Genomic DNA, 13,868 nt, shown 5'->3' with positions numbered 1-13,868 from the left:
CCCACCCGGGGGCGCGGGGAACCGCGCGAGCGACCACGGACCACCCGCGCCCGCCGACCGAACGGAACCCCGCCGGAAACTAGTGCGCCCCCCGCCACCCCGTCGTCGGCAGGGCGAACTTCGCCACCAGCCTGTCGGTGAACGAGGAGTGATGCAGCCGGGCCAGCCGCACCGGCACCGCCCCCCGCCGCACCTCCACCCGCGCGCCCGGCGGCAACTCGATCGTCCGCCGCCCGTCACACCACAGCACCCCCGGCGGGACGTGCGGCAGCACCTCCACCGCGAGCACCGAGTCCGGCGACGTCACCAGCGGCTTCGCGAACAGCGCGTGCGCGCTGATCGGCACCATCAGCAGCGCCTCCACCTCCGGCCACACCACCGGCCCCCCGGCGGAGAACGCGTACGCCGTGGACCCGGTCGGCGTGGACAGCACCACCCCGTCGCAGCCGAACCCCGTCACCGGCCGCCCGTCGATCTCCAGCACGACCTCCAGCAGCTTCTCCGCGCCGGCCTTCTGCACGGCCGCCTCGTTGAGCGCCCAGTCGGTGTGCACGATGTCCCCGTTGCGGTGCACCACCACATCGACGGTCATCCGCTCCTCGACCTCGTACGACCGCTCCACCACCCGGTCGACCACCCGATCGAGGTCATCGCGTTCCGCCTCCGCGAGGAATCCCACGCGCCCCAGGTTGACGCCGAGCATCGGCACCCCGGAGGCACGGGCGAACTCCGCGCCCCGCAGCAGCGTGCCGTCGCCGCCGAGCACGATCAGCAGCTCGCAGCCGTCGAGGCAGGCCGGGGTCGCCTCCCGCTCCAGCTCCACCTCGTCGGGGAGCGGCAGGTCGCGCGCCTCCTCCTCCAGCACCCGCACACCGATGCCATGCCTGAGCAGGCCCTTGACGACGAGTTCCGCGCTGCGGATCGCCGCCGGCCGCCCGGTGTGGGCCAGCAGGAAAACAGTACGCGCCAGATTCTGTGTCAACGCGGCCCCTCCGCCACTGCACGGTCGACATCGGCCGGGTCCAGGCGGGGGGCGCCGGACCGCAGCCACAGGAAGTACTCGACATTGCCCGAGGGCCCCGGCAGCGGACTCGCGGTGACCCCCCGCACCCCGAGTCCCAGCTCCCAGGCCTTCTCGGCCACCCCTCGCACGGCCTCCGCCCGCAGCTGCGGATTCCGTACGACACCCCCGCTGCCGAGTCGTTCCTTACCCACCTCGAACTGCGGTTTGACCATCATCACGAGGTCGGCGTCCTCCTTCACGCACCGCTTCAGGGCGGGCAGCACCAGCCCGAGCGGGATGAAGGAGAGATCACCCACGACGAGATCAACAGGTTCCCCGTCGATCGCGTCGAGCGTCAACTCCCGTACGTTCGTACGGTCCTTGACGGTGACCCGGGCGTCGCTCTGCAACGACCAGGCGAGCTGCCCGTAGCCGACGTCCACGGCCACCACATGGGCGGCGCCCGCGCGCAGCAGGACATCGGTGAAGCCGCCGGTGGACGCGCCGGCGTCCAGCGCGCGCCGGCCCTCCACCACCAGGCCCAGCGGCACGAAGGCCGCGAAGGCGCCGGCGAGCTTGTGGCCGCCCCGGGAGACGTAGTCGGGATCGCTGTCGTCGGCCTGGACCACGATCGCGGCGGCGGTCTCCACCTGCGTGGCCGGCTTGGTCGCCACGGCCTTGCCGACGGTGACCCGCCCGGCGGCGATCAGCTGGCTGGCGTGCTCACGCGAGCGCGCGAGCTTCCGGCGGACCAGCTCCGCGTCCAGACGACGGCGTGCGACTCCTGCCACGTTCGGTTCAGCTCCTGCTTTGTTCGTACGACGGTGAGGGGACCGGAGGTCCCGGGCGGCCGTCGAGCGCGGTCAGCGCGTCGCGCAGCCCCCGGTGTACATCCTCGTACACCTCGACATGTCCGTCGGTGGCGAGGTGGTCGGCATCGGCCAGCCGCGCCAGCCGGGCGTCCACCTCGGCGTCGCCGGTGGGGGTGCGCGGGAGGTCCAGGGGGGCCGGGGCCGCGGGGTCGTACGCGGGTTCGGACACCGCGTGGGACTCGGCCGGGGGTTCAGCCGGGGGCTCGGGCCGCCCGGCGCTCCCGGCGATCTCGGCCTCGGACACGGACTCGCTCATGCCCAGACGCTACCTCGAACCGCTGGGGTACCGTCGGTGGCGATGGCCACGATCGAGGAGTGCCGCACCGCACTGCGAAAGCTTTCGGACACCCTGGGCGGCGCCGAGGGCGACGTACGGGACGCCGCCGCGCTCGAACGCTCGGTGAGCTGCCACATCACCGACCTGGACGTCACCTTCGCGGGCCGGATGACCGGGGGCCGCCTGGAGGTGGACGAGACCCTGTCCGGGCCGCCGCGCGAGCGGGCGCAGATCCGGCTGGCGATGGCCGGTGACGATCTGCGGGCCCTGGTGGACGGCCGGCTGCACTTCGCGACCGCCTGGGGCAGGGGCCGGGTGCGGCTGGAGGCGAGCCTGCTGGATCTGTTCCGGCTCAGGAAGCTGCTGTGACCGAGGCGGTGGGAACCGCCGTGACCCGCTGAGCGCGTGCCTTGCGCGCGGCCGGCACCACCAGCGGGGTCCCCGTCTCCGGGTCCTCGATGACCTGGCACTTCAGCCCGAACACCTGCTCCACCAGTTCGGCCGTGACGATGTCGTTCGGCGCGCCCTCGGCGATCACCTCGCCGCCGCGCAGGGCGATCAGATGGGTGGCGTAGCGGGCCGCGTGGTTGAGGTCGTGCAGAACGGCGACCAGGGTGCGGCCCTGGGTCTCGTGCAGTTCGGCGCACAGGTCGAGGACATCGATCTGGTGCTGGATGTCGAGGTAGGTGGTGGGCTCGTCCAGGAGCAGCAGCGGGGTCTGCTGGGCGAGCGCCATGGCTATCCACACCCGCTGCCGCTGCCCGCCGGACAGCTCGTCCACGAACCGCTCGGCCAGCTCCGCGACCCCGGTCTGCCGCATGGACTCCTGGACGACCCGCTCGTCCTCGGCGGACCACTGGCGCAGCAGCCCCTGGTGCGGATAGCGGCCCCGGCCGACCAGGTCGGCGACGGTGATGCCGTCGGGCGCGACGGCCGACTGCGGGAGCAGGCCGAGGGTGCGGGCGACCTGCTTGGCGGGCAGCGACTGGATGGTCTGCCCGTCGAGGAGGACCTTGCCCTGGCTGGGCTTCAGCATCCGGGACAGGGCGCGCAGCAGCGTCGACTTGCCGCACGCGTTCGGTCCGACGATCACCGTGAAGGAGTGGTCGGGGATCTCCACCGACAGCTGCTCGGCGATGACCCGCTGGTCGTAGGCGAGGGTGACATGGTCGGCGGACAGGCGGTTCACGGTGCTCCTAGAGAAATCGGTGGCGCTCATATCCGGCCGGCCCGGCGCTCGGTGACCAGCAGCCACAGCAGATAGGCGCCGCCGAGGACGCCGGTGACCACGCCGACGGGCAGCCGGCCCGCGCCGAAGACGCGCTGCGAGGCCCAGTCGGCGGTGACGAGGAGGGCGGCGCCCATGCAGAGGGAGGCCACGAGGTTGGGGCCCGGCGAGCGGGTGAGGCGGCGGGCGAGCTGGGGGGCGGTGAGGGCGACGAAGCTGACCGGTCCGGCGGCGGCGGTGGCGGCCGCGGTGAGCAGCACGGCGCTGACCATCAGCACCAGCCGCACCCGCTGCACCGGCACCCCGAGGGCGCCCGCGGTGTCGTCGCCCATCTCCAGCATCCGCAGGCCCCGGCCGTAGGTGAGGACCAGCGGCAGCAGTACGGCGCACAGCCCGAGCAGCGGCCAGACCTGGTCCCAGTCGCGGCCGTCGAGCGAGCCGGTCATCCAGACGACCGCGCGGGCCGCGTCGACCAGGTCGGCCTTGGTGAGCAGATAGCCGTTGACGGCGGTGACGACCGCGCAGACTCCGATGCCGACCAGGACGAGCCGGTATCCGTGCACGCCCTGCTTCCAGGCGAGCAGATAGATGGCGAACCCGGTGACCAGGCCGCCGATCAGCGCGCCGAGGGTGACCTCGGCGGCGCTGCCGGACAGCAGCACGATCACCACCAGGGCGCCCGCCGTCGCCCCCTGCGACAGGCCCAGCACGTCCGGGCTGCCCAGCGGGTTGCGGGAGACGGACTGGAACAGCGCGCCGCCGAGCCCGAGCGAGGCGCCGACCAGCAGCCCGACGAGGACCCGGGGCAGGCGCAGTTCATGGACGATGAAGTGCTGGTAGGCGTTGCCGTTCCCGGCGAGCGTCTTCAGCACGTCGGCCGCGGGGATCTGCGCGTCGCCGGTGCCGATCAGCGCGACACCGGCGGCGAGCGCGGCGGCCACCAGCACGACGACGACGATCAGCGCACGCGGGTCCAGCCGCAGCGACAGCCCGCCGGGGACGCGTACGGCACGGCTCCTGGGGTGTGTCCTCACAGCTGGGCCGTCCTCCGTCGTCGTACCAGAAAGATGAAGACCGGGCCGCCGATCACCGCGGTGACGATGCCGACCTGGAGTTCCGCGGGGCGGGCCACGACGCGGCCGACGACATCGGCGCCGAGCAGCAGCACGGGCGACAGGACGGCGGCGTAGGGCAGGATCCAGCGCAGGTCGGGTCCGGTGAAGGAGCGCACCGCGTGCGGGACCATCAGGCCGACGAAGACGATGGGACCGCAGGCGGCGGTCGCGGCGCCGCACAGCACGGTGGCGGCCAGCATGGCCAGGGCGCGGGTGCGGTTCAGATGGGCGCCGAGGGCGCGGGCGGTGTCGTCGCCCATGGTCACGGCGTTCAGCGGCCGGGCCAGGGCGAGCGCGAGCAGGGTGCCGGCCGCGAGGAAGGGCAGCACCTGCGTGATGGTCGACCCGCTCGCGGAGGCCAGCGAACCCACGGTCCAGAAGCGCATCCGGCCGAGCGCCGCGTCGTCCATGATCATCACGGCCTGGAGATAGCCGTACAGGGCGGCGCTGATCGCCGTACCGGCGAGGGCGAGGCGGACCGGAGTGGCGCCCCGGCTGCCGCCGAGGAACCAGACCAGCGCCCCCACCGCCGCGGCGCCGAGGAAGGCGAACCACACATAGCCGCTCAGGCTGGTGACGCCGAAGAAGGAGATGGCGGTGACGACGGCTGCCGAGGCGCCGGCGTTGATGCCGAGCAGTCCGGGGTCGGCCAGTGGATTGCGGGTGAGCGCCTGGAGCACCGCGCCGGACAGGCCGAGCGCGGCGCCGGCCAGCAGCCCGAGCACGGTGCGCGAGAGCCGCTCGTCCACGACGACGTCGCCGTACGTGCCCGAGTCGTGGAACAGGCCGTGCCAGACCTGTGCCAAGGTGAGCGCTTTCGCCCCGATCGCGATGCTCGCCACGGCGACCAGCACCAGGAGCGCGACGGAGAGCAGCAGCCCAAGGGGCCGCACCGCCCGGCGGGTTGGGGGCGCGGGGGCGGCCGCCGCGCGCGGTTCCGGAGGACTGTCGACCAACACGAGGTTAGGTTAGCCTATCCTCCTTTGAGGCCGGGATCCCCGGGTACCGGAAGCCGCGCGAGGCCACGGAGGGCCGCCCGCCGCCGATCTGAGACCGACTCAGAGCCCGAGCCGCTCCAGCGCCTTCCCCCCGTCCAGCTCGCAGGAGCCCTCCCCGGCCGCCGTCCACGCCGCCGCGCACAGCGCCCGCAGCCCGTCGAGGGCCTCGCCGTCGCCGTCCAGCTCCAGCCGGGTGTCCCCGGCCGTCGCCGTCCACCCACCGCACCGGAAACCCTCACCCTCTCGGGTGATTTCCGGCTGGCCGGTGAGCAGGCCCCGCAGATCCGCGTCCACATACGTCGGCCGGTGCTCCGGCTTCGCGGCCAGCAGCCGGGCGCCGTCGGTGACGCCGGTCAGCACCAGGAGCGAGTCCACCCCGCCGTTGAACGCGCCCTCGATGTCGGTGTCCAGCCGGTCCCCCACCACCAGCGGCCGCTTCGCGCCGGTGCGGATGACCGTCTCCCGGTGCATCGGCGGCAGCGGCTTGCCCGCCACCTGCGGCTCCTTGCCCGTCGCGATCCGTACGACCTCCACCGCCGCCCCGTTGCCCGGCGCGATCCCGCGCCCGCTCGGGATCGTCAGATCGGTGTTCGACGCGAACCACGGCACACCGCGCGCCACCGCGTACGACGCCTCCGCGAACCGGCCCCAGGTCAGCTCGGGCCCGCCGTACCCCTGCACCACCGCCGCCGGATCGTCGTCCGCCGACTCCACCGGCTCCAGGCCACGCTCGCGCAGCGCCACCCGCAGCCCCTCGCCGCCGATCACCAGCACCCGCGCCCCGGCCGGCACCTGCTCCGCGATCAGCCGCGCCACCGCCTGCGCCGAGGTGATGACGTCCTCGGCCGCCGCCGGTATCCCCAGCTCGGTCAGGTGCCCGGCGACCGCCTCGGGCGTGCGCAGCGCGTTGTTGGTGACGTACGCCAGATGCATTCCGCCGGCGCGGGCCCGCTCCAGGGAGTCGACGGCGTGCGCGATCGCGTGCCCACCCGCGTACACCACACCGTCGAGGTCGAGCAGCGCCGTGTCGTACGCCTCGCTCAGGGGCCGACCACTGCTGTCGGGTCCGGTCCTGACGCCGTCGCTCATATCCGCATCGCTCCTCGATCGCTCGCTTACCCCCGATCATCCCGCATGCCACTGACATACGATGCCGGGATGGACAATGCAGGTCACTCGGAAGCAATGGCGCGCCGGGGCCTGGAACTCACCCCGTTCCGCGGCCTTCGATACGACCCCGACCGGGTCGGCAGCCTGGCCTCCGTCACCTCCCCGCCGTACGACGTCGTGGTACGGCCCGACGGGGTGCACCACCTCCAGTCGGCGGACCCCCACAACATCGTCCGGCTGATCCTCCCCGAGGCCCACACGCCCAGCGAACGCACCGAGCAGGCCGCCGACACGCTGCGCCGCTGGCTCGCCGAGGGCATCCTCACCGCGGACCCCGAACCCGCCCTGTACGTGTACGAGCAGAGCGACGGCGAGGGCATGCTCCAGCGCGGCGTCATCGGCACGCTGCGGGTCTCCGAGCCGGCCGAGGGCGTGGTGCTGCCGCACGAGGGCGTCATGGCGCCGGTGGTCGCCGAGCGCGCCGCCCTGATGCGCGCCACCCGCGCCAACCTGGAGCCGCTGCTGCTGACCTACCGCGGCGACGGCACGGCCGCCGAGGTCGTGGAGCGCACCGCGGAGAAGCCGCCGCTGCTGGCCACCACCACCGAGGACGGCTTCCGGCACCGCCTGTGGGCGATCACGGACGCCGCCGACGTGGCCCTGATCCAGTCCGACCTGGCCCATCACCAGGCCCTGATCGCCGACGGACACCACCGCTGGGCCACCTATCTGCGGCTGCGCGACGAGCAGCCCGCGCCCGGCCCCTGGGACCACGGCCTGGTCCTGCTGGTCGACACGGCCCGCTACCCGCTGCGCGTACGCGCCATCCACCGGCTGCTGCACGGCCTGCCGGTGGCGGACGCGCTGGCCGCCGTGGAGGGCCTGTTCCAGGTACGACACCTCCAGGTACCGCTGGCCGAGGCCCTGGCCGCGCTGGCGGACGCGTCCTGCGCGGGCAACGCCTTCCTGCTGGCCGGTGACGGCGCCTTCCATCTGCTGGACCGCCCGGACCCCGCGCTGCTGGCCCGCACGGTCCCGGCGGACCGCCCGGCCGCCTGGCGCTCCCTGGACGCCACGGTCCTGCACACCGCCCTGCTGGAACACGTCTGGCGCATCCCCGAGGACTCCCCGGCGCACATCGCCTACATCCACGACACGGCCGCGACCGTGGCGAAGGCCGAACGCGACGGCGGTACGGCCGTGCTGATGCACCCGGTGCGCGAGGAGGTCGTACGCGATCTGGCCCGCCAGGGCGTGACGATGCCGCGCAAGTCGACGTCGTTCGGGCCGAAGCCGGCGTCGGGGCTGGTGCTGCGCGCGCTGGAGATCTGATCCCGGGGCGGCTCCGGGCATGCGAAAGGGGGCAGGTTCCGTCGGGAACCTGCCCCCTTTGTTCACTCACCGACGAGCGTCAGTGACGGACGTCAGTCCTTGTCGCGCTCCGCGTCGCGCTTTTCGTCGCCCCGGCCCTCGTCCTCGACCAGGTCGTCGTCGGCGCTGTCGCCGTCGGCCTCGGCCGCGAAGGTCTTGGCCTCGGGGGACTCGGGGGCCTCGACCTCGGCGGTGGCCTTGGGCTCGGCCTGGGCCTCGGCCTCGGCGGAGTCCTCCTCGTCCTCGTCCAGGGCGTCCACGAACTCCACGCCGTCCATCTCGGCGAGCCGGTCGGAGGCGTCGGTGCTGCCGTCCCGGTCGGCCTCGACGGCCTTCGCGAACCACTCCCGCGCCTCGCCCTCGCGGCCGACCGCGAGCAGGGCGTCGGCGTAGGCGTAGCGCAGCCGGGCGGTCCAGGGCTGGATGGAGTTGGAGGCCAGCTCCGAGCTCTGGAGGGTCACGATGGCCGCGTCCAGCTGGTCCATGTCCCGCCGGGCACCGGCCGCGACGAGCCGCATCTCGACCTGACCGGCCTTGTCCAGCTTGTGCACCTCGGGGGCGCCGGCCATGTCCAGCGCCTTCTCCGGCCGGCCGAGCCCGCGCTCGCAGTCGGCCATGACCGGCCACAGCTCCACGCCGCCGGTCATCCGGCGGGCGGCACGGAACTCGGCGAGGGCCTCGCTGTACTTCTGGTTCGCGTACGCCGCGAAACCGGCGGCCTCGCGTACGGCGGCCACACGGGACGCCAGGCGCAGGGCCACCTTGGAGTAGCCGTAGGCACCCTCGGGGTCCTCGTCGATGAGCCGCGCGACCATCACCAGGTTGCGGGCGACGTCCTCGGCGAGCGTCTTGGGCAGGCTCTGGAGCTCCTGCCGGACGTCCTTGTCGATCTCGTCGCCGGTGACGTCCTCCGGGATCGGCAGCCGCTTGATCGGCTCCCGGTCGTGGTGGCGGTCGCGGTCGCGGTCCCGGTCGTCACGGCGGCCGTAGCCACCGCCGCGGCGGTCGTCGCCCCGGCTGTCCCGACGGTCGTCGCGGCGGTCGTCGCGGCGGAAGCCTCCGGGGCGCCCACCACGGTCGTCGCGACGGGGGCCACGGTCACCGCGGTCGTCACGCTGGAAGCCCGGACGCGAGGGACGGTCGTCCCGGCGGTCATCGCGTCGATCGTCACGGCGGTCGTCGCGTCGGCCGTAGCCGCCGCCACCACGGTTGTCGTCACGACGGTCGTCACGACGGAAACCACCACGGTCGTCGTCACGGCGTCCGTAGGAGGGGCGGTCGTCACGGCGGCCGTAGCCGCCACCACGGTTGTCGTCACGACGGTCATCGCGACGGAAACCGCCACGGTCGCCACCCCGGTCGCCGCCTCGGTCGTCGTCACGACGGAACGACGGACGGTCGTCGTCGCGACGGAACGAGGGGCGGTCGTCGCGGCGGAAGCCTCCGGGGCGCCCACCACGGTCGTCGCGACGGGGGCCACGGTCACCGCGGTCGTCACGCTGGAAGCCCGGACGCGAGGGACGGTCGTCCCGGCGGTCATCGCGTCGATCGTCACGGCGGTCGTCGCGTCGGCCGTAGCCGCCGCCACCACGGTTGTCGTCACGACGGTCGTCACGACGGAAACCACCACGGTCGTCGTCACGGCGTCCGTAGGAGGGGCGGTCGTCACGGCGGCCGTAGCCGCCACCACGGTTGTCGTCACGACGGTCATCGCGACGGAAACCGCCACGGTCGCCACCCCGGTCGCCGCCTCGGTCGTCGTCACGACGGAACGACGGACGGTCGTCGTCGCGACGGAACGAGGGGCGGTCGTCGCGGCGGAAGCCTCCGGGGCGCCCACCACGGTCGTCGCGACGGGGGCCACGGTCACCGCGGTCGTCACGCTGGAAGCCCGGACGCGAGGAACGGTCGCCCTCACGGCGATCGTCGCGTCGGCCGTAGCCGCCGCCACCACGGTTGTCGTCACGACGGTCGTCACGACGGAAACCACCACGGTCGTCGTCACGGCGACCGTACGAGGGGCGGTCGTCACGGCGGTCATCGCGGCGGAAGCCGCCACGGTCGCCGCGGTTGTCGTCGCGCCGGAAGCCGCCACGGTCACTGCGGTCACCACGGTCGCCGCGGTAGCCGCCGCGGTCGCCACGGTCCCCACTGTCCCGTCGCCGCTGATCGCGCTCCGGTCGGTCGTCGGGAGAGTTGGTGGACATGGTGACTCCTGTCTTCGGTACCACAAGCATTGTAAAAACAAAAGGACCCCTGGTCCCAGCTGAACGCTGGGACCAGGGGTCCTCCAAAGATTGTTCGGCGGCGTCCTACTCTCCCACAGGGTCCCCCCTGCAGTACCATCGGCGCTGTAAGGCTTAGCTTCCGGGTTCGATATGTAACCGGGCGTTTCCCCTACGCTATGACCACCGAAACCCTAATGGTTTCGAGCGAACAAGCACACTTTGTAGTTATGCGTTCAGCTCTAGCCGGCAACTGTTCGTTGCCTCAGAACTAACACAGTGGACGCGAGCAACTGAGGACAAGCCCTCGGCCTATTAGTACCGGTCACCTCCACCAGTTACCTGGCTTCCAGATCCGGCCTATCAACCCAGTCGTCTACTGGGAGCCTTACCCCATCAAGTGGGTGGGAGTCCTCATCTCGAAGCAGGCTTCCCGCTTAGATGCTTTCAGCGGTTATCCCTCCCGAACGTAGCCAACCAGCCATGCCCTTGGCAGAACAACTGGCACACCAGAGGTTCGTCCGTCCCGGTCCTCTCGTACTAGGGACAGCCCTTCTCAAGACTCCTACGCGCACAGCGGATAGGGACCGAACTGTCTCACGACGTTCTAAACCCAGCTCGCGTACCGCTTTAATGGGCGAACAGCCCAACCCTTGGGACCGACTCCAGCCCCAGGATGCGACGAGCCGACATCGAGGTGCCAAACCATCCCGTCGATATGGACTCTTGGGGAAGATCAGCCTGTTATCCCCGGGGTACCTTTTATCCGTTGAGCGACGGCGCTTCCACAAGCCACCGCCGGATCACTAGTCCCGACTTTCGTCCCTGCTCGACCCGTCGGTCTCACAGTCAAGCTCCCTTGTGCACTTACACTCAACACCTGATTACCAACCAGGCTGAGGGAACCTTTGGGCGCCTCCGTTACCCTTTAGGAGGCAACCGCCCCAGTTAAACTACCCATCAGACACTGTCCCTGATCCGGATCACGGACCCAGGTTAGACATCCAGCACGACCAGACTGGTATTTCAACGACGACTCCACCCACACTGGCGTATGAGCTTCACAGTCTCCCAGCTATCCTACACAAGCCGAACCGAACACCAATATCAAACTGTAGTAAAGGTCCCGGGGTCTTTCCGTCCTGCTGCGCGAAACGAGCATCTTTACTCGTAGTGCAATTTCACCGGGCCTATGGTTGAGACAGTCGAGAAGTCGTTACGCCATTCGTGCAGGTCGGAACTTACCCGACAAGGAATTTCGCTACCTTAGGATGGTTATAGTTACCACCGCCGTTTACTGGCGCTTAAGTTCTCAGCTTCGCCCCACCGAAATGGAGCTAACCGGTCCCCTTAACGTTCCAGCACCGGGCAGGCGTCAGTCCGTATACATCGCCTTACGGCTTCGCACGGACCTGTGTTTTTAGTAAACAGTCGCTTCTCGCTGGTCTCTGCGGCCACCCCCAGCTCGAACAGCAAGTGTTCTCACCAGATGTGGCCCCCCTTCTCCCGAAGTTACGGGGGCATTTTGCCGAGTTCCTTAACCATAGTTCACCCGAACGCCTCGGTATTCTCTACCTGACCACCTGAGTCGGTTTAGGGTACGGGCCGCCATGAAACTCGCTAGAGGCTTTTCTCGACAGCATAGGATCATCCACTTCACCACAATCGGCTCGGCATCAGGTCTCACCCTGCATGAGTGGCGGATTTACCTACCACTCGGGCTACACCCTTACCCCGGGACAACCACCGCCCGGGATGGACTACCTTCCTGCGTCACCCCATCACTCACCTACTAACCGCTCGGTTCAGCGGCTCCACCACTCCCCTCAACTCCGAAGAGATCAGGGCGGCTTCACGGCCTTAGCATCACGATGCTCGATGTTTGACGCTTCACAGCGGGTACCGGAATATCAACCGGTTATCCATCGACTACGCCTGTCGGCCTCGCCTTAGGTCCCGACTTACCCTGGGCAGATCAGCTTGACCCAGGAACCCTTAGTCAATCGGCGCACACGTTTCTCACGTGTGTATCGCTACTCATGCCTGCATTCTCACTCGTCAACCGTCCACAACTACCTTCCGGTGCTGCTTCACCCGGCAGACGACGCTCCCCTACCCATCACAACACCCGTTAGGGCTACATGCTGCAATGACACGACTTCGGCGGTACGCTTGAGCCCCGCTACATTGTCGGCGCGGAATCACTAGACCAGTGAGCTATTACGCACTCTTTCAAGGGTGGCTGCTTCTAAGCCAACCTCCTGGTTGTCTGTGCGACTCCACATCCTTTCCCACTTAGCGTACGCTTAGGGGCCTTAGTCGATGCTCTGGGCTGTTTCCCTCTCGACCATGGAGCTTATCCCCCACAGTCTCACTGCCGCGCTCTCACTTACCGGCATTCGGAGTTTGGCTAAGGTCAGTAACCCGGTAGGGCCCATCGCCTATCCAGTGCTCTACCTCCGGCAAGAAACACACGACGCTGCACCTAAATGCATTTCGGGGAGAACCAGCTATCACGGAGTTTGATTGGCCTTTCACCCCTAACCACAGGTCATCCCCCAGGTTTTCAACCCTGGTGGGTTCGGTCCTCCACGAAGTCTTACCTCCGCTTCAACCTGCCCATGGCTAGATCACTCCGCTTCGGGTCTTGAGCGTGCTACTGAATCGCCCTGTTCGGACTCGCTTTCGCTACGGCTTCCCCACCCGGGTTAACCTCGCAACACACCGCAAACTCGCAGGCTCATTCTTCAAAAGGCACGCAGTCACGAGATGCAGCAAGCTGCATCCGACGCTCCCACGGCTTGTAGGCACACGGTTTCAGGTACTATTTCACTCCCCTCCCGGGGTACTTTTCACCATTCCCTCACGGTACTATCCGCTATCGGTCACCAGGGAATATTTAGGCTTAGCGGGTGGTCCCGCCAGATTCACACGGGATTTCTCGGGCCCCGTGCTACTTGGGTGTCTCTCAAGCAAGCCGCTGACATTTCGACTACGGGGGTCTTACCCTCTACGCCGGACCTTTCGCATGTCCTTCGTCTACATCAACGGTTTCTGACTCGCCGACCAGCCGGCAGACTGGTCAAGAGAGATCCCACAACCCCGCACACGCAACCCCTGCCGGGTATCACACGCATACGGTTTGGCCTCATCCGGTTTCGCTCGCCACTACTCCCGGAATCACGGTTGTTTTCTCTTCCTGAGGGTACTGAGATGTTTCACTTCCCCTCGTTCCCTCCACTTGCCCTATGTGTTCAGGCAAGGGTGACAGCCCATGACGACTGCCGGGTTTCCCCATTCGGAAACCCCCGGATCAAAGCCTGGTTGACGACTCCCCGGGGACTATCGCGGCCTCCCACGTCCTTCATCGGTTCCTGGTGCCAAGGCATCCACCGTGCGCCCTTAAAAACTTGGCCACAGATGCTCGCGTCCACTGTGCAGTTCTCAAACAACGACCAGCCACCCATCACCCCGAACCCACCAGGAGTTCGAGTGCACTGGGGCCGGCGACTGAGGAGAAGATCAGATCATTCCCTCAGACACCCAACAGCGTGCCCGACCAGAACCCGTCCGAGGATCATGCGTTCCACACTCCGAAGAGCAGTACTAACAGCCCCCGACCCGAACATCCGGCCGAGTAGTCAACGTTCCACCCATGAGCAACCAGCA

General features: G+C 69.1%; 11 protein-coding genes and 2 rRNA genes. 3 read left to right on the top strand and 10 right to left on the bottom strand.

The features are described from left to right. Positions 1-79: 79 nt before the first annotated feature. The 3 genes from QHG49_RS27270 to QHG49_RS27260 are packed head-to-tail and all read right to left on the bottom strand — an operon-like array spanning position 80 to position 2,131. Positions 80-982, bottom strand: a complete 903-nt coding sequence (locus QHG49_RS27270; protein ID WP_145483362.1) for an NAD kinase — start codon at positions 980-982, stop codon at positions 80-82. After that, entirely contained in the window at positions 979-1,794 is an 816-nt protein-coding gene (locus QHG49_RS27265; protein WP_301491635.1) for a TlyA family RNA methyltransferase, read from the bottom strand. Before QHG49_RS27265 ends, QHG49_RS27270 begins: the two co-directional genes overlap by 4 nt. 7 nt (positions 1,795-1,801) lie before the next feature. Next, positions 1,802-2,131 (bottom strand): hypothetical protein, encoded by a 330-nt coding sequence (locus QHG49_RS27260; protein WP_236576250.1) that lies wholly within the window; start codon positions 2,129-2,131, stop codon positions 1,802-1,804. A 42-nt stretch (positions 2,132-2,173) separates the two neighbouring features. Here QHG49_RS27260 and QHG49_RS27255 point away from each other — a divergent pair, with 42 nt between their 5' ends. Next, positions 2,174-2,521 (top strand): sterol-binding protein, encoded by a 348-nt coding sequence (locus QHG49_RS27255; RefSeq protein WP_145483355.1) that lies wholly within the window; start codon positions 2,174-2,176, stop codon positions 2,519-2,521. Here QHG49_RS27255 and QHG49_RS27250 read toward each other — a convergent pair. From QHG49_RS27250 to QHG49_RS27235, 4 genes are all read right to left on the bottom strand, one after another. After that, positions 2,505-3,371 (bottom strand): ABC transporter ATP-binding protein, encoded by an 867-nt coding sequence (locus tag QHG49_RS27250; RefSeq protein WP_186337797.1) that lies wholly within the window; start codon positions 3,369-3,371, stop codon positions 2,505-2,507. The two genes, QHG49_RS27255 and QHG49_RS27250, sit on opposite strands and share 17 nt — an antisense overlap. Continuing rightward, a complete protein-coding gene (locus tag QHG49_RS27245) occupies positions 3,368-4,414 on the bottom strand; it encodes an iron chelate uptake ABC transporter family permease subunit (RefSeq protein WP_145483348.1) in 1,047 nt (348 codons plus the stop codon). The genes QHG49_RS27250 and QHG49_RS27245 overlap by 4 nt, the downstream gene beginning before the upstream one ends. Then, entirely contained in the window at positions 4,411-5,454 is a 1,044-nt protein-coding gene (locus QHG49_RS27240; RefSeq protein WP_159700129.1) for an iron ABC transporter permease, read from the bottom strand. Before QHG49_RS27240 ends, QHG49_RS27245 begins: the two co-directional genes overlap by 4 nt. Positions 5,455-5,553: 99 nt before the next feature. Next, positions 5,554-6,582: an HAD-IIA family hydrolase gene (locus QHG49_RS27235; protein ID WP_301491634.1), complete on the bottom strand. Its 1,029-nt coding sequence runs from the start codon at positions 6,580-6,582 to the stop codon at positions 5,554-5,556. A gap of 69 nt (positions 6,583-6,651) precedes the next feature. Here QHG49_RS27235 and QHG49_RS27230 point away from each other — a divergent pair, with 69 nt between their 5' ends. After that, positions 6,652-7,935, top strand: coding sequence for a DUF1015 domain-containing protein (locus QHG49_RS27230; protein ID WP_145483340.1), 1,284 nt, complete (start codon positions 6,652-6,654; stop codon positions 7,933-7,935). Between the two features lie 92 nt (positions 7,936-8,027). Here QHG49_RS27230 and QHG49_RS27225 read toward each other — a convergent pair whose 3' ends face one another. After that, on the bottom strand, positions 8,028-8,897 hold the full coding sequence (locus QHG49_RS27225) for a hypothetical protein (RefSeq protein ID WP_301492938.1): 870 nt from the start codon (positions 8,895-8,897) through the stop codon (positions 8,028-8,030). A 21-nt stretch (positions 8,898-8,918) separates the two neighbouring features. Here QHG49_RS27225 and QHG49_RS27220 point away from each other — a divergent pair, with 21 nt between their 5' ends. After that, a complete protein-coding gene (locus QHG49_RS27220; RefSeq protein WP_301493014.1) occupies positions 8,919-10,244 on the top strand; it encodes a hypothetical protein in 1,326 nt (441 codons plus the stop codon). 29 nt (positions 10,245-10,273) lie between these two features. Here the strand turns inward: QHG49_RS27220 and rrf are convergent. Further along, positions 10,274-10,390, bottom strand: a 5S ribosomal RNA gene (gene rrf, locus QHG49_RS27215). 104 nt (positions 10,391-10,494) lie between these two features. Then, positions 10,495-13,615, bottom strand: a 23S ribosomal RNA gene (locus QHG49_RS27210). Positions 13,616-13,868 lie beyond the last annotated feature (253 nt).

This window comes from Streptomyces sp. WP-1, assembly GCF_030450125.1.
Lineage (GTDB): Bacteria > Actinomycetota > Actinomycetes > Streptomycetales > Streptomycetaceae > Streptomyces > Streptomyces incarnatus.
This window is presented reverse-complemented; position numbering and strand designations above follow the sequence as displayed.

What these genes read in the sequence shown, in the direction of transcription:
- QHG49_RS27235 (WP_301491634.1), bottom strand. Translation starts at nt 6,582, where the DNA reads ATGAGCGACGGCGTCAGGACCGGACCCGACAGCAGTGGTCGGCCCCTG.
- QHG49_RS27255 (WP_145483355.1), top strand. Translation starts at nt 2,174, where the DNA reads ATGGCCACGATCGAGGAGTGCCGCACCGCACTGCGAAAGCTTTCGGAC.
- QHG49_RS27250 (WP_186337797.1), bottom strand. Translation starts at nt 3,371, where the DNA reads ATGAGCGCCACCGATTTCTCTAGGAGCACCGTGAACCGCCTGTCCGCC.
- QHG49_RS27230 (WP_145483340.1), top strand. Translation starts at nt 6,652, where the DNA reads ATGGACAATGCAGGTCACTCGGAAGCAATGGCGCGCCGGGGCCTGGAA.
- QHG49_RS27260 (WP_236576250.1), bottom strand. Translation starts at nt 2,131, where the DNA reads ATGAGCGAGTCCGTGTCCGAGGCCGAGATCGCCGGGAGCGCCGGGCGG.